Source organism: Acidovorax sp. KKS102 (genome assembly GCF_000302535.1).
In the GTDB taxonomy this organism is placed as follows: Bacteria; Pseudomonadota; Gammaproteobacteria; order Burkholderiales; family Burkholderiaceae_C; genus Acidovorax.
Map to the genome: position 1 here is coordinate 1,080,994 of NC_018708.1, position 20,912 is coordinate 1,101,905.

Annotated in this window: 19 protein-coding genes, 3 tRNA genes and 1 pseudogene; 12 read left to right on the forward strand and 11 right to left on the reverse strand. The window is 62.3% G+C overall.

The window, feature by feature from the left end:
* Positions 1-41 precede the first annotated feature (41 nt).
* The 3 genes from C380_RS04895 to greB all read left to right on the forward strand — a co-directional run bounded on the left by C380_RS04895 (position 42) and on the right by greB (position 1,045).
* Positions 42-118: transfer RNA gene (locus C380_RS04895), tRNA-Ile, on the forward strand.
* Between the two features lie 204 nt (positions 119-322).
* A tRNA-Arg gene (locus C380_RS04900) sits at positions 323-399 on the forward strand.
* A 79-nt stretch (positions 400-478) separates the two neighbouring features.
* Complete coding sequence (gene greB, locus C380_RS04905; RefSeq protein WP_015012783.1) at positions 479-1,045, forward strand: transcription elongation factor GreB; 567 nt, start codon at positions 479-481, stop codon at positions 1,043-1,045.
* Positions 1,046-1,118: 73 nt separating this feature from the next.
* Here the strand turns inward: greB and C380_RS04910 are convergent, their stop codons facing one another.
* The 4 genes from C380_RS04910 to C380_RS04925 form a co-directional block, all read right to left on the reverse strand.
* Positions 1,119-3,398 (reverse strand): bifunctional (p)ppGpp synthetase/guanosine-3',5'-bis(diphosphate) 3'-pyrophosphohydrolase, encoded by a 2,280-nt coding sequence (locus C380_RS04910; protein WP_015012784.1) that lies wholly within the window; start codon positions 3,396-3,398, stop codon positions 1,119-1,121.
* Positions 3,399-3,495: 97 nt separating this feature from the next.
* Positions 3,496-3,699: a DNA-directed RNA polymerase subunit omega gene (gene rpoZ, locus C380_RS04915; protein WP_005794722.1), complete on the reverse strand. Its 204-nt coding sequence runs from the start codon at positions 3,697-3,699 to the stop codon at positions 3,496-3,498.
* A gap of 16 nt (positions 3,700-3,715) precedes the next feature.
* On the reverse strand, positions 3,716-4,336 hold the full coding sequence (gmk, locus tag C380_RS04920; RefSeq protein WP_015012785.1) for a guanylate kinase: 621 nt from the start codon (positions 4,334-4,336) through the stop codon (positions 3,716-3,718).
* Positions 4,337-4,372: 36 nt separating this feature from the next.
* Complete coding sequence (locus C380_RS04925) at positions 4,373-5,290, reverse strand: YicC/YloC family endoribonuclease (protein WP_015012786.1); 918 nt, start codon at positions 5,288-5,290, stop codon at positions 4,373-4,375.
* Positions 5,291-5,365: 75 nt separating this feature from the next.
* Between C380_RS04925 and C380_RS04930 the strand changes: the two genes are divergently transcribed.
* The 5 genes from C380_RS04930 (at position 5,366) to hemW (ending at position 10,146) form a co-directional block, all read left to right on the forward strand.
* Positions 5,366-6,382 (forward strand): serine/threonine-protein kinase, encoded by a 1,017-nt coding sequence (locus C380_RS04930; protein ID WP_015012787.1) that lies wholly within the window; start codon positions 5,366-5,368, stop codon positions 6,380-6,382.
* An 82-nt stretch (positions 6,383-6,464) separates the two neighbouring features.
* Positions 6,465-7,367, forward strand: coding sequence for a PP2C family serine/threonine-protein phosphatase (locus tag C380_RS04935; protein WP_015012788.1), 903 nt, complete (start codon positions 6,465-6,467; stop codon positions 7,365-7,367).
* Between the two features lie 131 nt (positions 7,368-7,498).
* Complete coding sequence (gene rph / locus C380_RS04940) at positions 7,499-8,233, forward strand: ribonuclease PH (protein WP_015012789.1); 735 nt, start codon at positions 7,499-7,501, stop codon at positions 8,231-8,233.
* Between the two features lie 49 nt (positions 8,234-8,282).
* Complete coding sequence (gene rdgB, locus C380_RS04945; protein WP_015012790.1) at positions 8,283-8,882, forward strand: RdgB/HAM1 family non-canonical purine NTP pyrophosphatase; 600 nt, start codon at positions 8,283-8,285, stop codon at positions 8,880-8,882.
* A gap of 13 nt (positions 8,883-8,895) precedes the next feature.
* Complete coding sequence (gene hemW / locus C380_RS04950) at positions 8,896-10,146, forward strand: radical SAM family heme chaperone HemW (RefSeq protein WP_015012791.1); 1,251 nt, start codon at positions 8,896-8,898, stop codon at positions 10,144-10,146.
* A gap of 44 nt (positions 10,147-10,190) precedes the next feature.
* Here the strand turns inward: hemW and C380_RS04955 are convergent, their stop codons facing one another.
* Positions 10,191-10,535: an I78 family peptidase inhibitor gene (locus C380_RS04955; protein ID WP_015012792.1), complete on the reverse strand. Its 345-nt coding sequence runs from the start codon at positions 10,533-10,535 to the stop codon at positions 10,191-10,193.
* 333 nt (positions 10,536-10,868) lie between these two features.
* Here C380_RS04955 and C380_RS04960 point away from each other — a divergent pair, with 333 nt between their 5' ends.
* Both C380_RS04960 and C380_RS04970 read left to right on the forward strand, forming a co-directional pair.
* A complete protein-coding gene (locus tag C380_RS04960) occupies positions 10,869-12,620 on the forward strand; it encodes a GGDEF domain-containing protein (RefSeq protein ID WP_015012793.1) in 1,752 nt (583 codons plus the stop codon).
* A 246-nt stretch (positions 12,621-12,866) separates the two neighbouring features.
* Positions 12,867-14,089 (forward strand): annotated as a pseudogene (locus C380_RS04970) (IS3 family transposase).
* Between the two features lie 428 nt (positions 14,090-14,517).
* Here C380_RS04970 and C380_RS04975 read toward each other — a convergent pair.
* Complete coding sequence (locus C380_RS04975) at positions 14,518-14,952, reverse strand: hypothetical protein (RefSeq protein WP_015012796.1); 435 nt, start codon at positions 14,950-14,952, stop codon at positions 14,518-14,520.
* Positions 14,953-15,616: 664 nt separating this feature from the next.
* Between C380_RS04975 and C380_RS04980 the strand changes: the two genes are divergently transcribed.
* Both C380_RS04980 and C380_RS04985 read left to right on the forward strand, forming a co-directional pair.
* Positions 15,617-16,654, forward strand: coding sequence for a dienelactone hydrolase family protein (locus C380_RS04980; protein ID WP_015012797.1), 1,038 nt, complete (start codon positions 15,617-15,619; stop codon positions 16,652-16,654).
* 20 nt (positions 16,655-16,674) lie between these two features.
* Entirely contained in the window at positions 16,675-17,826 is a 1,152-nt protein-coding gene (locus tag C380_RS04985; protein WP_238544072.1) for a serine hydrolase, read from the forward strand.
* 242 nt (positions 17,827-18,068) lie between these two features.
* On the opposite strand, the gene C380_RS04990 is transcribed toward C380_RS04985, so the two are convergent.
* The 5 genes from C380_RS04990 to C380_RS05010 form a co-directional block, all read right to left on the reverse strand.
* A tRNA-Ser gene (locus tag C380_RS04990) sits at positions 18,069-18,156 on the reverse strand.
* Positions 18,157-18,176: 20 nt separating this feature from the next.
* Positions 18,177-18,854, reverse strand: coding sequence for an urease accessory protein UreG (gene ureG / locus C380_RS04995; RefSeq protein WP_015012799.1), 678 nt, complete (start codon positions 18,852-18,854; stop codon positions 18,177-18,179).
* Positions 18,855-18,916: 62 nt separating this feature from the next.
* Positions 18,917-19,627, reverse strand: coding sequence for an urease accessory protein UreF (locus tag C380_RS05000; RefSeq protein ID WP_015012800.1), 711 nt, complete (start codon positions 19,625-19,627; stop codon positions 18,917-18,919).
* A gap of 11 nt (positions 19,628-19,638) precedes the next feature.
* Positions 19,639-20,337 (reverse strand): urease accessory protein UreE, encoded by a 699-nt coding sequence (gene ureE / locus C380_RS05005; RefSeq protein ID WP_015012801.1) that lies wholly within the window; start codon positions 20,335-20,337, stop codon positions 19,639-19,641.
* A 74-nt stretch (positions 20,338-20,411) separates the two neighbouring features.
* Complete coding sequence (locus tag C380_RS05010; protein ID WP_015012802.1) at positions 20,412-20,909, reverse strand: GNAT family N-acetyltransferase; 498 nt, start codon at positions 20,907-20,909, stop codon at positions 20,412-20,414.
* Between the last annotated feature and the right edge of the window lie 3 nt (positions 20,910-20,912).

The window sequence follows — 20,912 nt, forward strand, 5'->3', positions numbered from 1 at the left end:
ATACGGCGCTTGCCCCGTTGTATAGCGCTGGAGCATGGCTGGGGGCGTTAGCTCAGTTGGTTAGAGCAGAGGACTCATAATCCTTTGGTCGTTGGTTCAAGTCCAACACGCCCTACCACCCTCGCTTGTAGGGTGGACCCATCAACAAATGACGTGTTTTGTGATCCAAATCGCTCAGTTTGTTTTTGGAGCCTTCATCGTGCATTACAATCTCGGCTTGCGTTGAATTGACTGTCTGTTTGCAGGGCCTGACTCAGGAAAGCAATCAGAAATAAGCAAATTTCAAGGGTCGCCAAGAAATCATGCTATAATTCAAAGCTTAGCGGCTGTAGCTCAGCTGGATAGAGTACTTGGCTACGAACCAAGGGGTCGTGGGTTCGATTCCTGCCAGCCGCACCAATGTTTAAAGCCTGCAATCGCAAGATTGCAGGCTTTTTCATTTGCCCAAGCGCTTTGCGCTGATTGGAGAGTTCTGGCGATGAGCAAGGCTTTTACCAAGGAAACCGATAGCGCTGACGATGACGAAGGATTGGCACTGCCTCCTTTGCCGCCGGGTGGCAAAAACTACATCACCCCTTCAGGCTATGCACGCCTGAGGGCAGAGCTTTTGGATCTCATCGACAACGAGCGGCCGAAGATCGTGGATGTGGTGCACTGGGCGGCCAGCAACGGAGACCGGTCTGAAAACGGCGACTACCTCTATGGCAAGAAGCGTCTGCGCGAAATTGATCGGCGCATCCGTTTTTTGACCAAGCGGCTCGAGATCGCCGAAGTAGTGGACCCCAGTTTGCATGCGGGCAGTGAACAGGTGTTCTTTGGGGCCACCGTCACCTACTCCGATGATGAGGACGGTGAGCGCACGATCACCATCATGGGCATCGACGAGGCTGACAGTCGTATGGGTCAAGTCAGCTGGATTTCGCCTGTGGCGCGGGCTCTGTTGAAGGCTCGCGTCGGGGATGAGGTACAGCTGCCCACGCCGGGTGGGGTGCGCCATTTGGAGGTGGTAGAGGTGCAGTACCCGCCTCGGAGCGCCGCTACATAACCTCTTTGCGCGCAAGCGGCGGTCCTTGTGCCAATTGCAGAGAGCTCGGAGCTTGATGCTCGGTGCTCAGGTGTCAGGGCTGCGGCGTGATTCTTGCCGCCCGCAGCACCGCCTGCGTACGCCGCAGGTTGCGCAATGCCAGCTCAAGGTGGGCTTGGTCACGAACCGCCACGATGAACCGCAAATCCGTGGTGTCCAGGGCTGCCTCATCGTCCATATCCACATGGGTGATATCGGCCTCTGAATTGGCAAGCTCTGCCGCCACGCGCGCCAGCACCCCCTTGCCGTTGTTCACGGTGACGACCACGCCCGTTTCGAACATGCGTGTGGGCTCGTCCGACCAGTCCACGGCAATGAAGCGTTCGCTGTCTTTGTGCTGAAGCCGTTTGGCAACACTGCAATGTGCGTTGTGCACGACCAGTCCCTCACCGCGGCCCAGATAACCGACGATGCTGTCGCCTGGCACGGGGCGGCAGCAGGTGGCGTATTGCACGGAAGCATTCTCGCTACCGTCCAGCGTGACGGCCCCTTGCGACAGGTTTTCGTGGGATGTGTAGCGCTCACGGGTCATGAGCAGGGCGTCCGGACGGTGGCCATGCTCTGACATCAACACCATAAGCCGTTTGGCGACGATGCTGGCAATGCGTTTGCCCAGACCCAGGTCGGTCATCAGCTCGCTGCGCGTGCGGTTGCCGGTAAAGCGCAGCAGTTTGTCCCACAGCGGTTGGGTCTCGGCGTTGACGGGGGGCAGCTGTTCGAGGCCTTCCGCGCGAATCGCCTGGGTCAACAGTTTTTCGCCCAGCCCTTCGGACTCGGTTTGGGCCAAGGTCTTGAGGTAATGACGGATCTTGGACCGCGCACGGCCCGTACGCACAAAACCCAGCCACGCAGGGTTGGGTGTGGAGACCGGGGCAGTAATGATCTCGACCACATCACCGTTTTTCAGTTCCGTGCGCAGCGGGACCTGCTCGTTATTGATTTTCGCGGCGGTGGTACGGTCGCCCACGTTGCTGTGAATCGCGTAGGCGAAATCCACTACCGTGGCACCACGCGGCAAGGCCATGATCTGGCTCTTGGGAGTGAAGACATAAACCGCATCGGGAAAGAGGTCCACCTTGACGTGGTCCCAGAACTCCGCCGCATCCCGCGTTTCGTTCTGGATGTCCAGCAGGGACTGCAGCCACTTGGTTCCTAGCCGCTCAGCGGCAGTGCCTTCTCCGTCCTGGGCCTTGTACAGCCAGTGCGCCGCCACACCGGCTTCGGCAATCACATGCATCTCGTCGGTGCGCATCTGGAACTCGATGTTCACGCCCGAGGGGCCAACCAGCGTGGTGTGCAGCGACTGGTAGCCGTTGAGTTTGGCAATCGCGATGTGGTCTTTGAACTTACCGGGCACCGGCTTGTACATCTGGTGCAAAACACCCAGGGCGGTGTAGCAATCGGTCACGGTGGGCACGATGACCCGAAAGCCGTAGATGTCCGTCACCTGGGCAAAGCTCAGGTGCTTGAGGTCCATCTTTTGATAGATGGCGTACAGCGTTTTCTCGCGCCCAGCCAAGCGCACCTTCATACCGATCTTGGAAAAGGCGGCATCCACTTCCGCCTGCACTTTTTGAACCAGATCGCGCCGGCGGTTGCGGGATTTGTTGACCGCTTTGGCCAGGGTGGCGTAGCGCCAGGGGTGCAGGTGCCGGAAGGCCAGGTCCTGAAGTTCGCGGTAGGTCTGGTTCAGGCCGAGGCGGTGGGCGATGGGGGCATAGATTTCCAACGTCTCGGACGAGATGCGGCCCCATTTGCTGCGCGGCATGTCCGACAGCGTACGCATGTTGTGGGTGCGGTCGGCCAGTTTGATGAGGATGACGCGCACATCCCGCGCCATGGCCAGCAGCATTTTGCGAAACGACTCGGCCTGGTTCTCTTCGCGGGTGTTGAACTGGAGCTTGTCCAGCTTGGTGAGGCCGTCCACCAGTTCGGCCACGGGGGCACCAAACCGGTCGATCAGGTCGGCCTTGGTCACACCGCAGTCTTCCATGGCGTCGTGCAACAGCGCCGCCATCAGCGCCTGGGCATCAAGTTTCCACGCCGCGCACTGTGCGGCGACCGCAATGGGGTGGGTGATGTAGGGCTCGCCACTGTTACGCAATTGCCCCAGGTGGGCTTCGTCGGCGAAGCGGTACGCCTGGCGCACCTGTTCGATGCTGGTGGCGTCCAGGTAGTCCAGGCTGTCGGTCAGCGCGGCGAAGCTGGCCGCAGCCGCATTGGCGGCCGCAGCGGCTGCCGAAAGATTGCCTGTCGGGGCCGGTTCACCGGGCCGGGGCTGCGTTGCAGAAGGTGAGTTGAGCACCGCGTTCATGCCTTAAATGTAGCGCGGGACAGCGCCAGAGGACTTTTGGGCAAAAAAAAGCACCGCTGGCGCGGTGCTTTTGGATGGGCTTTGCCCTGAAAAACGTTCAACCGGGAACCTTCTTGAGCATCTCCAGGCCCACTTTGCCTTCGGCGATCTCACGCAGGGCGGTCACCGCCGGCTTGTTGCGGCTTTCAATGCGAGGAGCGTGGCCCTGGCTCAGCATGCGGGCGCGGTACGTGGCGGCCAGCACGAGCTGGAAGCGGTTGGGGATCTTTTCCAGACAGTCTTCTACGGTGATGCGTGCCATCGTTTACTCCGGGGATTCAGGTGATATTGAGCGACTGGAAGGTGTCAGCACGGGCGCGGCGCTGGGCGGCGTACTTGAGTCGCTGGGCGTGAACTACGGCTTTCAGGTCGAAAAGCGCGCGCTCAAACAACTCATTGATTATAACGAAGTCGAATTTGCTGACCTGCGCCATCTCTTCGGCCGCATTCTTGAGGCGGACCTCGATCACCTCTGGTGTGTCCTCACCACGCCGCTCCAGGCGAGAGCGCAGCTCTTCCCAGCTGGGCGGCAGGATGAAGACCAGCACGGCGTTGGCGAAGGCCTCCCTGATCTGCAGTGCGCCCTGGAAGTCGATCTCCAGGATCACATCCGAGCCCTGGGCAATGCGCTCTTCGATGGCTTTCTTGGAGGTGCCGTAACGATTGCCGTGCACATGCGCCCACTCCACGAAGGCATTGCTCTGCACCATCGCGTCAAACTCAGATTGCGACGCGAAGTAGTAGTCGCGGCCGTGTTTCTCCTGGCCGCGCGGTGCGCGGGTGGTGTGTGAGACCGAGAGGTGAACGTGCGAATCCAGCTCCAGCAGGGCCTTGACCAGGCTGGACTTGCCGGCACCACTGGGGGCTGCCACTACGATGAGATTTCCAGGATAGTCCATGGTTGATGTGCGCCAGGCGCTATCAAAAAATGAGTGTTATTCGATATTTTGCACTTGCTCACGCATCTGCTCGATCAGCACCTTCATGTCCACGCTGATGCGGGTGAGGTCGAGCGCGGCAGATTTGGAGCCCAGCGTGTTGGCTTCGCGGTGCAGCTCCTGGATCAGGAAGTCGAGGCGCTTGCCCACTTCGCCGCCTTTTTTCAACAGGCGCTCAATTTCGTCCAGGTGCGAATCCAGCCGCGTGATCTCTTCGGCCACGTCGATGCGGATGGCAAAGGCGGTGGCTTCGGTCAACGCGCGGTCACGGGCGGCCTCGGGCAGCGTGGAGCCGTCGGTGAGGGCCATCGCCTCCTTCCAGCGCTCCATAAAGCGCTGGCGTTGCTGCTCAACCAGCAGCGGAACCATGGGAACGGCCTGCTCGGCCAAGGCCCGCAACTGCTTGACGCGATCCAGCAGCATGGTCGCGAGGCGTTTGCCTTCGCGCTCCCGTGCGGCCAGCAAGGCGGTCAGGGCTTCTTCTGCCAGGGCTGGAACGGCCTCGCTCCAATCTTCGCTGCCCGAGTGTGCGTTGGCGCACAGGCGCAAGGCGTCGGCCACAGTAAGAGGCGCCGCGCTGGGCAGCCAGGCCCGGACGGAGTCTTGCAGAGAGTTGAGGCGCTGCAGCAGCCGGGCGGGTGGGTCTTGCAGACTATTGCCATCGTCGCTGTCGAGGGCCGCGCGCACTTCGACCTTGCCGCGCTTCAGGCGCGCTGTGAGCAGGGCGCGCAGCGTGGGCTCCATGGCGCGCAGCTCGTCGGGCAGTCGGAAAGACAGGTCCAGAAAGCGGCTGTTGACGGATCGGATTTCCAGTCCCAGCCTGCGCGTCTGGGTGGCGCGGGCGTCGGTTTCAGCGCCAGTGGCAGATGCGCCATGCTGTGCGCTGGCGTATCCGGTCATGCTGTAAACTGCCATTGGACTTTTTGATGGTTGCTTGCGATCCGGCGATTATCCGGGTTCCGCCTTACCCCCGAATCATCTTCGCAAAATATGTCAAAAATCAAACCGGCCCCCTTGCCGCCCGATACCGCAATTGGCGGCTACCGCGTGGTGCGCCGGTTGTCCTCCGGTGGTTTTGGTGTGGTCTATCTGGCCCTCGACGCCGAAGGCCAGCAGGTCGCCATCAAGGAATACCTCCCCTCATCTCTTGCGACCCGCGCTCCCGGCGAGCTTCTGCCCAAGGTCCCGCCCGAAAAGCTTTCGCTGTACCGCTTGGGGCTCAAGAGCTTCTTTGAAGAGGGCCGCTCGCTGGCGCAGATCTCGCACGCCTCGGTGGTGAGCGTGCTCAATTTCTTCCGCGAGAACGAAACCGTCTACATGGTGATGAACTACCTGGAGGGCGCGACCCTGCAGGACTTCATCATCACCGCCCGCGACCTCAAGACCCAGAAGGTGTTCCGCGAGTCCACCATCCGCTCGCTGTTCGACGAGGTGTTGCGCGGCCTGCGCATCGTGCACCAGCACAAGATGCTGCACCTGGACATCAAGCCCGCCAACATCTTCATCACCGACGACAACAAGGCCGTGATGATCGACTTCGGCGCGGCGCGTGAAGTGCTGAGCAAGGAAGGCAATTTCATCCGCCCCATGTATACCCCCGGCTTTGCAGCGCCCGAGATGTACCGGCGCGACTCGCAGATGGGGCCGTGGACGGATATCTACGCCATCGGCGCCTGTATTTACGCCTGCATGCAGGGCTTCCCGCCCAACGAGGCGCCGCAGCGTGTGGACAAGGACCGCCTGTCGCTGGCCTTGACCAAGCTGCGCGGTGTGTATTCCGACAATCTGATCGAGGTGGTGGAGTGGTGCATGGCTCTCGACCCGCTGTCCCGTCCCCAGTCGGTGTTCGCATTGCAAAAGGAGCTGAGCCGTGAAGGGGAGCGCCGCTACACCAAGCTCACCGTGGCCGAGAAGATGCGGCTGCAGCTCGACACCCTGGTGTCTGACACCAAGAAGAATGTGCAGAAGGTGGGTGAAGCCACCGGAATCGGAGCCAAGCCCAAATGAACCAGGCACACGCAATGCAGGTTCGGGCGAGGCATGTGTCCATGGATGGCGCCCCAGTGCATCCTTGTTTGCGTGAGTCCTTATGAAGTTCTCGGTATTCCAGATCAGCCGCCGCGGCGGCCGCGAGAAGAACGAAGACCGCATGGGCTATTGCTACACGCGCGAATCGGGCCTGTTTGTGTTGGCCGATGGCATGGGCGGCCACCCCGAGGGCGAAGTGGCTGCGCAGATCGCGCTGCAGACCATCTCGGCGCTGTTCCAGCGCCAGGCCAAGCCCCAGCTCAAGGATGTGCAGGAGTTCCTGTCCGGCGCGTTGCTCGCGGCGCACCACCAGATTCTGCGCTACGCCACAGAAAAAGGCATGCTCGACACCCCGCGCACCACCCTGGTTGCGGCGGTGTTGCAGGCCGGTACCGCCACCTGGATCCACTGCGGCGATTCGCGCCTGTACATGGTGCGCGATGGCGACCTGCTGACCCGCACGCGGGACCACTCGTACATGGAACTGCGCAACACGCCGCCGCCCGGGCTGGAGCGCATCAACCGCAATGTGTTGTTCACCTGCCTGGGCTCGCCCACCAAGCCCATCTACGACATCACCGGCCCGGTGTACCTGGAACAGGGCGATCGCATCCTGTTGTGCTCTGACGGCCTCTGGGGCACGCTCAGCGACGACGAAATCGCCAAGCAGCTGGGCCGCAACACCGTATCGCATGCCGTGCCCGAGCTGGTGGAAGACGCCCTGCGCAAAGCCGGGGACAGCAGCGACAACGTGACGGTAGTGGCCCTGGAGTGGGAGACGCCTGATGCGTTCGAGTCCACTCAAGGCGTGTCCACCGACAGCATCAGCGACGACGTGTTCGCCTCCACCATCCAGGCCGGTCCGCTCGATGGGCTGGTGGATGACTTGGACGATGCGGCCATCGAGCGCTCGATTGCCGAAATCAACGAGGCGATTCGCCGCTCTGCGGCCCGCAAAGCCTGACAGACGTGATGGGCCCGGCCGGGGCTGCTCAGCCTCGTGCATTGGGCTGATGCCTGTCAGTTGAAGCGTTCCGTTTTCTGGCGTGCGCTTTGGGCGACGCATGGAAGGCATTTTTTGAACCCCCAAGAACCATGACCACATTCACCCGCACCGGCAACCGCGCCGCCAACCAACTGCGCCCTGTGCGCATCACCCGCCACTACACCATGCACGCCGAGGGCTCGGTGCTGATCGAGTTTGGCAACACCAAGGTGCTCTGCACCGCGTCGGTCGAAGAACGCGTGCCCCCGCACAAACGCGGCAGTGGCGAAGGCTGGGTCACGGCCGAATACGGCATGCTGCCGCGCGCCACCCACACCCGCAGCGACCGCGAGGCCGCGCGGGGCAAGCAGACCGGCCGCACACAAGAGATCCAGCGCCTGATTGGCCGCAGCCTGCGCGCCGTGTTTGACCTCAAACTGCTGGGCGAGCGCACCATCCAGCTCGACTGTGATGTGATCCAGGCCGATGGTGGCACGCGCACCGCTGCCATCACCGGTGCCTGGGTGGCGGCGCAAGATGCGGTCAACCAGCTGCTGGCCAGCGGCAAGATCACCCAGTCGCCGCTGCTGCAGCCCGTGGCGGCGATCTCGGTCGGCATCGTGCAGGGCACACCGCTGCTGGACCTGGAATACGTGGAAGACGTGGATTGCGACACCGACATGAACGTGGTGATGACCGGCGCGGGCCACTATGTGGAGGTGCAGGGCACGGCCGAGGGCGTGGCCTTTACCCGCGCCGAGATGGACCAGCTGCTGGGCCTGGCCGAACAGGGCATTGCCCAACTGGTGCAGCTGCAACAGCAGGCGTTGCAAAATACTCCTTAATTGATAGCTGCTGGCGCATATTCCACTAGCGCTTGTGACCATTTTGACCATGAAAATTGTTCTAGCATCCAACAACCGCGGCAAACTGGCCGAGTTGCAGGCCATGTTTGCGCCCCTGGGCGTGGAGCTGGTGCGCCAAGCCGATCTGGGCGTGGGCGAGGCCGAGGAGCCCTTCCGCACCTTTGTCGAAAACGCCCTGGCCAAGGCACGGTTTGCGTCGGAGCACACAGGCCTGCCCGCGCTGGCCGACGATGCCGGCATGTGCGTGGATGCCTTTGGCGGCCTGCCCGGCGTGGACACGGCGTATTACTGCACCCAGTTTGGCTACGAGAAAAGCGATGACAACAACGTGCGTGCCTTGCTGGAGCAACTGCAAGGCGTGACCAACCGCCGCGCCGCCATGGTCAGCACCCTGGTCGCCGTGCGCAGCCCGCAAGACCCCGAGCCGCTGATCGCCGTGGGCCGCGTGGTGGGCGAGATCACTACCGAACCCCGGGGCAGCAATGGCTTTGGCTTCGACCCCGTGATGTTCATCCCCGAGTTCGGGAAGACCTTTGCCGAGCTGCCCGTGGCGGTGAAAAACGCTCACAGCCACCGGGGCCGCTCGGCCGCGCAGATGCTGGCATTGATGCGCGAGCGCTGGTTGTAGAAGGGCGCTGAACGTGGTTCATATTCCGATCACGCCGCAGGGCGATACCGAGCCCGCCGTGGTGCGCGACATCCAGCACTACATGCGGCCGGGCCTGCTGCAGCTGCCCAGCCTGCCACCGTTGTCGCTGTACGTGCACCTGCCCTGGTGCCTCAAAAAATGCCCGTACTGCGACTTCAACTCGCATGAATTCCGCGCGAGTGCCAGCACCGGCGGCGAGGTGCCAGAGCAGCGCTACATCGACGCCCTGATGGCCGACCTGGAGGCCGCGCTGCCCCTGGTCTGGGGGCGGTCCGTGCACAGCATCTTCATCGGTGGCGGCACGCCCAGCCTGTTCTCGCCCGCAGCCATCGACCGGCTGATCGGCGACATCCGCGCCCGCCTGCGGCTGGAGCCCGATTGCGAGATCACGATGGAGGCCAACCCCGGCACGTTCGAGAAAGACCGTTTTCGCGCCTTCCGTGCGGCGGGCGTCACGCGCCTGTCGGTGGGGGTGCAGAGCTTCAACGACCAGCACCTGAAGGCCCTGGGCCGCGTGCACGACCGCGCCCAGGCGATGGCGGCGGTGGAAGAGGCCGCTGCCTCCTTCGACACCTTCAACCTCGACATCATGTACGCGCTGCCGGGCCAGACGCTACCAGAGCTGGAGCAGGACCTGCAGACCGCGCTGGCCTTCAAGCCGCCGCACATCTCCATCTACCACCTCACCATCGAGCCCAACACCTACTTCGCCAAGTTCCCCCCGGCCATCCCCGAGGACGATCAGGCCTACGCCATGCTCGACCGCATCACCGAGATGACGGGCCAGACGGGCATGACCCGCTACGAAATCTCGGCCTACGCGCAGCCGGGCCACCAGTGTTTTCACAACACCAACTACTGGCAGTTTGGCGACTATCTGGGCATCGGCGCGGGCGCGCACAGCAAGCTGAGCTTTGCCCACCGCGTGGTGCGGCAGGTGCGCTTTCGGGACCCGACTCGCTACATGGACAACGCCCTGGCCGGCCATGCCGTGGCCCAGGACGACGAGGTGCGCCGCGCCGATCTGCCGTTCGAGTACATGCTCAACGCCCTGCGCCTGCGCGAGGGCTTTGCGCTGCAGGACTTCATGGCCCGCACAGGCCTGCCGCTGACAGCGATTGCCAAGGGGCTGGAGGCAGCCGAACGCAAGGGCCTGATCGAACGCGACATGGCGCGCGTGCGGCCTACCGAGCGGGGTTTTGACTTTCTGAGCGATCTGCAGGAGCTGTTTCTGGCGGACTGACCGCGCGGATTTCAGTCACCCCTCATCGGCAGCGTGACCTCCGCTCAGCCGCACTTTGCAGCGAGGATGCGACCCGTGCCGTCCACCTCCAAGTTCAGCCGCTTGGTGTCGTATTCCTTGGTGATGATCTGCCCGGGGCGCAGGATGCGCGCCGTCTGCGCGCCGGAGCGCTGGCGGGCAGATTCAACAACCGATGCGGTGCTGTTTTGCCCCACGACGGACTGTGCGGACTGGGCGTTGCACACGCTGGCGGGGAGTGATCCAGACCCTGTGGCTGCCGAGCCCGCCGACGGCGCGGGTGTCTGCCCATAACCCGCGCAACCGGTGACGGCCGCTCCCAGGGCCAGGCTGCAGGCGACGGCAAAAGGGGTGAGGGTCTTCTTCATCATGGCAGCGGGCTCCTGAGTTCAAAACACCTACCATAGCGGAATGCAGGTGCCACGGGGTTTCCGTAGCAATATGGGCCGGTTTCCAGCCGTAACGGGCTGTTGCCTGCATCGGCCTCCACGGAGCGGCTTCTTGACTTGTATCAAGATGTGTTGCGCAAGGGCAACACACTCACCAGCTGGTCGCATGCCTACCACTCCTCGACGGGTTGCCGTAAGCACGGTTCCGCACAATGGAGCGTCCGCCATTGTGTGTTGGCAGCGGCGGGCCCGTGCCATCTGGGGCTGCGTGATGCGCGGGCCTGTGTCGACGTCGCCGTACCGAACCTTCTGACCATGCCTGACGATTCCCGCCTTCGCCTCATCCGTGCCCTGGGCGACACCCTGGATGGTCTGGACGTGGCGCTCTGTGCGTTTGACGACAGCGACCGCACGCTGGCCTGGAACAGCACCTTCTTCAAGTTCTTTCCAGAGCACGCGGGGCATGTGTACGTAGGCGAGCCTTACGAGGCCAACCTGCGCCGCTTCTACACCCAGCGGCTGGATGCCCAGGAGCTGCCCAACATCGAACGGTACATCACGGCTGGGGTTGAGCGGCACAGGGCACAGACCCGGCCTTACAGCTTTGAGCACCGCGGGCTGCGCGTCCATGTGTCGTCGTTGCCCATCGACGGCGTGGGCCGTGTGCGCGTGTGGCGTGCCGAGGCGCTGCCGGCTCAGAGCGCTCCCACTGACATGGCAACGCAGGCCAACCCCGACATCCACGAACCCGGCTACCTGCGCAGTCCAGTGATCGAAAGCACCGAGCTGTTTGACCGCATTCCCGATGGGCTGATGATCTGCGCTGAAGACCAGCGCATCCAGTGGGTCAACCAGCCTTTCATGCAGATGTACCACCTGCCGGACCGCGCTGCCGCAGTGGGCCTAGCGTTTGACGAGGTGTATCGCCACGCATGGTCCGTCGGGGGCGAGGGCGACATGGCACCGTTTTACGACGGGCTATCGACCCTGCAGGAGCACATGCGTTTTGCGGGGGCACCGTTTGAAGTGCCCTTGCCACGCAGCCGCTGGAGCCGCGTCATCGCCAAGCAGGGCAGCGACGGCACCGTGTTCTACGCCCATGTGGACATCACCGAGCTCAAGCGCCAGCAGCGCTTGCTGGCGCAGGCCGAACGCAGCGCCCGCGACAGCGAGGCGCAATTGCGGGAGAAATCCATCCTGCTCGAAGCCACGCTGGAGCACATGGACCAGGGCGTGGCCAAGATCAGCGCCACGGGGGTGGTCGAGCTGTGCAACCGCCGGGCCATGGAACTGCTGGACCTGCCAGCTGAGCTGATGGCATCCAAGCCCACGCTGGTGAATGTGCTGGCCTACCTGCGGGCTCGTGGCGAGTTCCAGGGCGCATCGCAAGAAGTGCAGGACCTGCTGCGGCACAGCAATGGCGGGGTCGATCAGCCCCAGGTGTATGACCGTCCCCGGCCCGACGGCCGCATCCTGGAGGTCCAGACCGTGCCCATCAAAGGCGGCGGCGCGCTGCGCACTTTCACCGACGTCACCCAGCGCAAGCAGGCCGAGCAGCAGATCCGCCATGTGGCAGAGCACGACGGCCTGACGGGCTTGCTCAACCGCACCGCCTTTTTGCAAGCATTGCAGGCCGCAGCCACCGACGTGCACCGGTCGGGCCGTGGCTTCGCGGTTTTGTACGTGGATCTGGATGGGTTCAAACCCGTCAATGACCGCTACGGGCACGCGGTGGGTGACCAGTTGCTGGTGTGGGTGGCCCGGCAACTGACGCAGGCCGCGCGCGAGGACGATGTGGTGGCGCGCCTGGGCGGCGATGAGTTCGCGCTGCTGCAGCGGGGCGTATCGGACGGTGACAGCGCGTACCGCCTGGCCGACCGGCTGGTGCAAGCCCTAGGCCAGCCCACCGAGATTGAAGCGCACGCGCTGCAAATCGGCGCGTCCATCGGCATTGTCCTGTCGCCCGGCGACGGCACCGAGGCCGAAGAACTCCTGCGCAAGGCCGATTCCGCGATGTACCTGGCCAAGGCCACGGGGCGGGGCTGCGCAAGGATTTACGGAACGTGAACGTTGGGCTGCCCGGGCGCTTAACCCACGATCCCTTTCTGCTGCTGATCGACGGAGCTTGGAGGAATCGGTCCTGTCCTACATGCCCACATTGGTCACCGTCCTAACATTGGTCTGTCGATCCCCTCGACATCCCTCCCGCTTGCATCGCGCAAGTGTTAAGCCCGCAGCCTGCGGGCTTTTTTTTGCCCGCTGACCCGTCCTGCCTGGCGTTGACACGAGGACCTTTCAAAAAGGGTATGTGTCATGGAATCAAGTGTCAAACGCACGCAGCGCGACTACACACTGGCCTTTAAGTTGGCGGTGGTGGAGCAGGTGGAAAAAGGCGAGCTCACGTACAAACAGGCGCAGCAGCACTACGGCATCCAGGGTCGCTCGACGGTTCTGGTCTGGCTGCGCAAGCACGGTCGCCTGGGCTGGAGTCCTGCGGCATCATCTGCATCATGCCGCTAGACAAGACCAAAGGACCGCACGCCCGAGCAGCAGATCAAGGCGCTGCAGGTGCAGCTCGCACAGGCGCAGGAGAAGGCCAGGCTATTCGAAGCCGTCATCGACGTGCTGCGCAAGGACTATGGGGTGCGCATCGTAAAAAAGCCTTTGGGCAAGTCCTCGCGCAAAACCTCATCGCAGGGTTGAGCGTGAAGAGGGCTTGCCAGCATATGGGCCACAGCCGTCAGGCGTATTACCAGGGTAGGCGCCGCGAGGCCGATCGCTTGGCGAATGCGCAGACGGTGGTGGAGTTGGTGCGCGAGCAGCGCATGCGCCAACCACGCATAGGCACGCGCAAGCTGCACCACTTATTGCAGGAGCCGCTACAGCGCCGAGGCATCGACTTGGGCCGCGATGCAATGTTCGACGTCCTGCGCAATGCCAGGCTGCTGGTGGCACCCCGGCGGGCGTATCACAAGACAACAGACAGTCACCACCGCTTCAGGCACCATCCGAACCTTCTCAAGGTAGGGCCGCAACAGATCCACGCCAGCGGCAGCGAGCAGGTCTGGGTGGCTGACATCACCTACTTGCCCACACACGGCAAGTTCGTCTATCTGAGCCTGGTCACGGATGCGTATTCCAGGAAGATCGTCGGCTGGCACGTGCATGAGAGCCTGCAGACCGAAGAGGTGGCGCAGGCCATGAAGATGGCGCTCTCGGGGCGACAGAGCAGCCGACAGTTGGTGCACCACTCCGACAGGGGTATCCAGTACTGCGCGACGTACTACCAGGCCCTGCACAAGCGCCACGGCGTGATCTGCTCGATGACGGACGGCTACGACTGCTACCAGAACGCGCTGGCCGAGCGGGTCAATGGCATCTTGAAGAGTGAGTTCTTGCTGCAGCGCCCCGCCGATCTGGGGCAGGCCAGACGCATGGTCGAGCAGTCAGTCGACATCTATAACTGCGAGCGACCGCATCTGTCGCTGAAAATGCAAACGCCCGATGCAGTGCATCGGGCGTCATTGGCCGGATAGTCCGGCTGGAGTTTTTAACCGTCCTGGGTGTCAACGCTATTCAGGACGGGTCACGCCCTAAGGCATCAACACGGGGGTGAAAAAGCGACTGCGCCGTAGGCCTTTTGCCGAGCCGCGAAGCCCCAGTGTCCATCTGTCGGCACCATTGCGGTGCGGGCAATGCCGTCATCACCCAGCCATCCCAGCGCGCTACATCACAAGAATGATTCTGTACAAACCCGGCACGCAATTTCTCTACAAAGGCAGAATGGTGAGCGTGGACTACGTCATCATCAAACGCACCGGTCTGTGGATTCGGTTGGCGCACAGCGAAGAGGTGTGCCGCCCTGAAGATTTGACCCCGATTGCACCGCATGGAGCGGGACTGGCGAGGTAGAAAGAAGGCTGCACGCAGAGCGCAGGGGTGGCCTGGCTCGCTGCCGAGATTTTTATCTGAGCTGCCGGGACAGCCACAGCAGCCCCCAGACGATGGCCACCAGCTGAACCAGATTGACGCAGAGCGCTGCCGTATGCACACGACGAAAGTGTTGAATCGCCCCGTCGCTGCTGGCCTCGATCTTTGCGCCGAGTTGCTGCATGGCCTGCAACAAATGCTTGCGCAGCAGCGAGACGATGCAGGCATTGACCGCCACGCCGATGGCAAAGGGGTACCTGCCCCAAAGCGCATAACTGACAAACGCCCCCAGCGACGCCCAGAACGCAGCACGGTAGTACACGTTGAAAAATCCCCGAACGAACCGCGCGTCCAGTGGGGTGTCATGTTTCAGCGTGAGAAGCGGCAGGCCGCCCATCAAGAAGTAGGCGGTGGTGACCAGCAGCGCCACCGTGAAGAAGAACGAGGCGTAGAGGGCGGACGACAGCATCTTTCACTCCGAGAAAAGGCTGGCCACTTTAGGCAGTAGGCTCCAATCCAAGTTGTCCATTCTGCCCCTGCATGCGGCCAGGCTGAGCCAGACATAGTCTAGGTGGGAGCTGTGTTCTCGCAAATCGGGCGAGAGGTAGCTGGCCTCATCATTCAGTGTGCGTACGACATCAAAGATCTAATGGTCAAGCTCATGCGGTACATGGCATGCATAAGGTTGTATACCTATCTACGATAGTCTGGGGGTTCGCATTAGCAAGTTCGAGAGTGCAAAGATCGCAGATTACACCCCACAGTCACTCTTATTACATCTGCTCTGGCGTCACCGCTTGGAGCTGTACAGAGGGATTCCCTGATCGGGGGCTCTGCAGCCGCATCTGCATACAAGCGCGGCTTTCAAGTCGGTCCAGACGACACTGCAGCAGGTCTCCTATTGCTCAACAAGTGCAACTACCGCTACGTTTTTTGGCCCTGTGACAGCGAGAATAGAGACAAGGGGGAGTTGATCGAGCAGAGCAGCGAGCGCATTGACGAGCTGTGCTGTCATCGCGAGGCCATGTCTCACCCTGGTCCAATACATGTTAATGCGATGCACCTGAGCCCAGACATTCAGGGGATCTCGCTGCCCTGAGCCGACAAACGTCTACGACAGGAAAAAGTCAAATATGACAATAAGTGTTTGGTTTAGATCGTCCATCGCGGCGACCTTAACGGCAGGCTTCACAGGCGCCATCGCAGCGCCACTATCGGACCTCAGTGGCGGTCAAACCGGCCGCATTGAATTCACATCCGCCACCCCCGACCACCGCTGGGCACTGATCCGTGGCCGCTTGGGTCCTGAAGTCACGGTTTACGGCGACCTGTTGATGCCAACCCAAGCGAGCAGCGGAAAAGTGCCCGCCGTGGTGTTCTCGCACGGCAGTGAGGGCGTAAGTAGCCTGTACTTCGATGTGTGGGCCAAAGCACTGAACAACGCGGGGTATGCCGTTTTCGTGGTGGACAGCTTCAAGCCGCGTGGAGAGGACCGCGTGACCGGCCCCACAAAGCAATTGACTTGGAACACAGTGGCCAACACTACGGATGCCCTGTATGCGCTCAAGCTGCTGGCAACCCATCCCCAGATCGACAGCAACCGTGTCTTCCACATGGGTTGGTCGCGTGGCGCGCAGGCTTTGCTGGATGCGGCATGGCCGACCTACCAGCAGCATGTGCTTCCCGCCAACGTGAAATGGGCCGGCAGCGTGGCGGTCTACCCCGGCTGCAACATGCGCTACCGGGTGGATCAGCACAGCAAGCTACCTGCACCCCTGCTCATGATTCTTGGTGAAAAAGACGACATGACCTTCCCCAAGCCCTGCATGGAGTTGGCAGAGGAGTACGCCGCAGCTGGCAATCCGGTGAGCTACAAGATTTATCCGGGTGCAACGCATGTGTTTGATCGGCTCAACCAGCCATGGAAGAAGTACAACGAGGGCAACTTCAATCTCTGTTCCATGGACGTGCGAATGCCCTATGGATCGAATGACCGCAGTTGGGGGCCAGCTCACGACAAGTATTCAGGAAAGAACTTTACGGACAACGCGGAATGGAATGCCTACTTGCCAAAGTGCAGACAGACGTCCTGGGTCACGGTGGAAAGTAGCGAGAAGGCCCGAGAGCAGGCAGTTAAAGACGTCTTGGCGTTCCTGAAAGGCATCCAATGAAGCTCACCACCAAACACGCCTTGCGGCTGCTGGCGGCTGCTGCCCTGACTTTCTGCACTCAGGCCATGGCGCAAGTCACTCCGGTGGCTGATGGCGGTGCCGCTGCGCCGGATGAATGGCTGCTGGCCAAGACTGGCCCACGCTGGTTCCAGATCACGCAGCCCAGCCCCAACCCGAGCGTGCTGAATACCCGCGCGCCATCGGCTGGAGAAAGCGCTCTCGTAGACCGTGCTCGCGCCCTCGTCAGCCAACGGCCAGCCAAAGCCTTTGCGCTGCTGGATGGCAACACCATCGTGTACTCGGCGTTCAATGCACCGGCAGACTCTGAATCACTGTTCTTCGGCATGTCCATGGGCAAGACGGTAACGGCCATGGCGGTGGGACAAGCCATCTGTGCGGGCAAGCTCACGCTGCAATCCACGGCCGGTGATGTGCTGCCGGAACTGCAGGGCAAAGCGCTGGGCAATGCCACGGTGCACGATCTGCTGCGCATGGCATCGGGCGCGGCAGAGCAAAACGACGATAGCACCATCTGGACGCCAGAACAGACCAAGGACTGGAACCAAGGCTTGCTGAATCTGGCGGATTTGATTGCGACGGATCGCATCTCCAAGGCGGCGCGTGGCGCTTTCTCAGAGTACAAGCCCGGTGAGGCGTTCGCGTACAAGTCCACCGACCCCATGACGCTCGGTCTCATGGTCAGCCGCGCAACAGGCATACCGCTGAGCCAATGGATTCAGGAACAGGTGCTGAACCCCATGGGCGCGGCTCATCCGGGGCTGTATTCACAAGACCGCGCAAAGAACGGACTCGGAGACTCAGGCATGCGACTGCGCATGGAAGACTGGATGCGCTTCGCGGTATGGGTGAAGGAATCGTCCAAGAAGTCGGATTGCTTTGGCGACTTCGTGAAGGCAGCGATAACCAAACAGATCGGCAATGACCGCAACCCTGCAGCGCGCAAGCATGGCCGGATGTTCGGTGGTTATGGCTACTTGATCTGGACGGAAAACGTCATAGCGCCTGATACGGCGTGGGCATCTGGCTGGGGTGGTCAGCGCATTGGCTGGAACTACCGCAATGACCGGATGTTGGTGGTGTTCTCCAGCCGAGAAGCGTGGATGCCGGAGGTGTATGAGCTTGCGCGTGACTGGGGAAAAGCTAAGCGCTGATCCGTGAGTCGAAAAATCTGTTCGATGCAGACGAATCCATCGTACGAAGGCTGAATTGAAATCAGCTGTATTGATCAGTGCCAAAGGTCACTGTTTCGACGGTGGAAAAGTTCCAATTTTCCACGCCAGAAAGGCCAGCAGAGTGCTGGCACATCTGCATCTAGTTCAACGGAAAACCAGAAGGTTGAAATGATGGTAGTTAAAAAGCAAACAAGCGCCCCGAGGGGCGCTTGTTTATTGATTGGCGGAGACGGTGAGATTCGAACTCACGGACGGTTGCCCGTCGGCAGTTTTCAAGACTGCTGGTTTAAACCGCTCACCCACGTCTCCGGGCACGCAAGCTCCGAATTCTAGCCCACGGAGAGCGCTGATTTTTTCAGCATGCCCCGGGTCTCGATGAACTTGACCACGTCAGCCACGCCCGCCAGGGTCTTGAGGTTGGTCATCACGAACGGCTTGAGGCCCTGGGCGTTGGTGCGCATGCGGGTGGTGTCGGCGTGCATCACATCCAGGTTGGCACCCACGTGGGGGGCCAGGTCGGTCTTGTTGATGATGAACAGGTCGCTTTTGGTGATGCCGGGGCCGCCTTTGCGGGGAATTTTTTCGCCAGCGGCCACGTCGATGACGTAGATGGTGAGGTCGCTCAGCTCGGGGCTGAAGGTGGCGGCCAGGTTGTCGCCGCCGCTTTCCACGAACACGATGTCGGCGTTGGGGAACTCGCCCAGCATGCGGTCGATGGCTTCGAGGTTGATGGAGCAGTCCTCGCGGATGGCGGTGTGCGGGCAGCCGCCGGTTTCCACGCCCAGGATGCGCTCAGGCGGCAGCGCGCCGCTCACGGTGAGCAGGCGCTGGTCTTCCTTGGTGTAGATGTCGTTGGTGATGGCGATGAGGTCGTAGTCATCGCGCATGGCCTTGCACAGCATCTCCAGCAGCGTGGTTTTGCCGGAGCCGACGGGGCCGCCGATGCCCACGCGCAGAGGGGGCAGGTTTTTGGTGCGGTTGGGGATGTGGTGCAGGGCGTTGGTCATGGTGCTAGTGGTGGCGTCATTTGCTACTAAATAAATAGCTGCTTGCGCTTGTATTGCTTGCGCTAGGAGCGGAAAAGTCTTGAATACTGCACTTCGTGCTGCGCGCTGAGGATGGCGAGCATGGGCGAAAACGCCTGGCGCTCGCTGTCCATCAGGCTGGTGGCGTGGTCTGCGGCCAGCGGGATGGCGGCGGCCAGCCGGGCCAGGATGCGCTGGCCCGCGCTCTGGCCCAGTTGCATGGACTTGAGAGCGGCCTGCACCATGTTCTCGGCCCAGCCAAAGGCATACGCCAGCAGCACCTCGCGCAGGCTGGCCTGGGTGGGCGACGCGGCCAGTGCGAAGGCCACGGGGTAGGTGGGGGGCAGAGCGGCCAGGTGGCGCACGGCGGGCATCAGGGCCTCGTCGGTTTGGTACTGGTTGCGCAGCCAGTCGGCCATGGACCGGCCCATCTGCTCGGTTTGCAGGCGCAACTCGCTGGTCTCGCGGGTGTGCAGCACCCAGTCATTGAGTTCTTTCACATGCTCCATGTCGCCGCGCCGCCAGGCACCCACGGCCTTGGCGATGAGGGCCATGTCGCCGCGGGCCTGGGTGATGTGGAGTTGGTCCAGCAGCCAGTCGCCCACGGCGGCTTCGCTGGCGAGGCCCGCGTTTTCAATGGCGCTTTCCAGCCCTTCGGAATACGAGAACCCGCCCACGGGCAGCGCGGGTGAGGCCAACCACATCAGCTGCAAGAAACTGGCGGCGGGCAGGGGCGTGGGGCGGTCCAGGCGCATGGAGCGGGGAGTCAGTGGTCGTGGTTGCAGTCGGGGCCGTGTACATGCCCGTGTGAGACCACGGGGATGGACACGGTGCGCCCACGGGCAGGGGCTGCGCTGGGGGCAACGGGGGCGGCTGCATGGCTGTGATCGTGGCTGTGCCCATGGTCGTGGGTATGGCCATGTGAATGGTCATGGGAGTGGTCGTGACCATGGTGATGGTCGTGCCCCTTTCCGTGTCCATGTTCCCCATGGCTGTGTCCACCACCATGCCCCGCTGCGTACGCGCCGCCTTCAGGCTCAAACGCCAGGTTTTGCTCGGTCACGATCAGGTGCATGGCGCGCAGCATGTCGGCCAGAACGTGGTCGGGTTCGATCTTGAGGTGGTCGGGCTGCAACTCGATGGGCACATGGCGGTTGCCCAGGTGGTAGGCGGCACGGGTCAGGTCAAACGGTGTGCCGTGGTTTTTGCAGTGGGTGATGACCAGCACGGGCTGCGGTGCGGCGATCACGCGGACCATGGAGCCGTCTTCGGCCACCAGCACGTCGCCGCCGCGCACCAGCGTGCCACGGGGGAGGAAGATGCCCAGCTCTCGCCCGGCCGAGTCGGTGGCGGCGAAGCGGCTTTTTTGGCGCACGTCCCAGTCCAGTTCAACGGTGGTGGCGCGTTTGAGCAGGACGGGCGCGAGGCCTTGGCCTTGGGGGAGGAGTTTGGAAACCTGGATCATTGCAAAAGAGGATTTCGGTGCCGGCAAGGCGAGGTCCACATTGTGGCCTTGGCTGCGGGGTGGCACGGGTGGCTCTACAGCGCGCGGCTCATGTACCGGCTGTGGGGGTCAAGCTGGTAGCTGCCGAACGGCGCGCAGTCAGTAAAGCCGTAGCGCAGGTAGAGCTGGTGAGCGGGTTCAAAGAAGGGCAGGGTGCCCGTTTCCAGGCTGATGCGCTGGTAGCCCAGATCCACGGCCTGGCCCAGGATGTGTTCAAGGATGGCTCGGCCCACGCCGAGGCCGCGCAGGGACTCTGCGGCACGCATGGATTTGAGCTCGACGTGGTCGGCGCTCAGGTGTTTGAGGGCGCCGGTGCCCACCAGCCGACCGGGCGCGGGTTCGGTGGCGTCCGGCAGCCATGCCGTCCAGAAGCGGATATCGGGGCGGCGCAGCTGGTCCATGTCCAGCGCATGCACGCTCTCGGGCGGCGAGGTAGCGCGCATGTCCTGCAGATGCTCTTCCATGAAGGTGGCAATGCGCGGGTCGCTCAGGTCGTCCAGGCGCAGGGAGAGGCTGTCCAGCAAGCTGCTCATCGT

What these genes read in the sequence shown, in the direction of transcription:
- greB (WP_015012783.1), top strand. Translation starts at nt 479, where the DNA reads ATGAGCAAGGCTTTTACCAAGGAAACCGATAGCGCTGACGATGACGAA.
- C380_RS04910 (WP_015012784.1), bottom strand. Translation starts at nt 3,398, where the DNA reads ATGAACGCGGTGCTCAACTCACCTTCTGCAACGCAGCCCCGGCCCGGT.
- rpoZ (WP_005794722.1), bottom strand. Translation starts at nt 3,699, where the DNA reads ATGGCACGCATCACCGTAGAAGACTGTCTGGAAAAGATCCCCAACCGC.
- gmk (WP_015012785.1), bottom strand. Translation starts at nt 4,336, where the DNA reads ATGGACTATCCTGGAAATCTCATCGTAGTGGCAGCCCCCAGTGGTGCC.
- C380_RS04925 (WP_015012786.1), bottom strand. Translation starts at nt 5,290, where the DNA reads ATGGCAGTTTACAGCATGACCGGATACGCCAGCGCACAGCATGGCGCA.
- C380_RS04930 (WP_015012787.1), top strand. Translation starts at nt 5,366, where the DNA reads ATGTCAAAAATCAAACCGGCCCCCTTGCCGCCCGATACCGCAATTGGC.
- C380_RS04935 (WP_015012788.1), top strand. Translation starts at nt 6,465, where the DNA reads ATGAAGTTCTCGGTATTCCAGATCAGCCGCCGCGGCGGCCGCGAGAAG.
- rph (WP_015012789.1), top strand. Translation starts at nt 7,499, where the DNA reads ATGACCACATTCACCCGCACCGGCAACCGCGCCGCCAACCAACTGCGC.
- rdgB (WP_015012790.1), top strand. Translation starts at nt 8,283, where the DNA reads ATGAAAATTGTTCTAGCATCCAACAACCGCGGCAAACTGGCCGAGTTG.
- C380_RS04955 (WP_015012792.1), bottom strand. Translation starts at nt 10,535, where the DNA reads ATGATGAAGAAGACCCTCACCCCTTTTGCCGTCGCCTGCAGCCTGGCC.
- C380_RS04960 (WP_015012793.1), top strand. Translation starts at nt 10,869, where the DNA reads ATGCCTGACGATTCCCGCCTTCGCCTCATCCGTGCCCTGGGCGACACC.
- C380_RS04975 (WP_015012796.1), bottom strand. Translation starts at nt 14,952, where the DNA reads ATGCTGTCGTCCGCCCTCTACGCCTCGTTCTTCTTCACGGTGGCGCTG.
- C380_RS04980 (WP_015012797.1), top strand. Translation starts at nt 15,617, where the DNA reads ATGACAATAAGTGTTTGGTTTAGATCGTCCATCGCGGCGACCTTAACG.
- ureG (WP_015012799.1), bottom strand. Translation starts at nt 18,854, where the DNA reads ATGACCAACGCCCTGCACCACATCCCCAACCGCACCAAAAACCTGCCC.
- C380_RS05000 (WP_015012800.1), bottom strand. Translation starts at nt 19,627, where the DNA reads ATGCGCCTGGACCGCCCCACGCCCCTGCCCGCCGCCAGTTTCTTGCAG.
- ureE (WP_015012801.1), bottom strand. Translation starts at nt 20,337, where the DNA reads ATGATCCAGGTTTCCAAACTCCTCCCCCAAGGCCAAGGCCTCGCGCCC.
- C380_RS05010 (WP_015012802.1), bottom strand. Translation starts at nt 20,909, where the DNA reads ATGAGCAGCTTGCTGGACAGCCTCTCCCTGCGCCTGGACGACCTGAGC.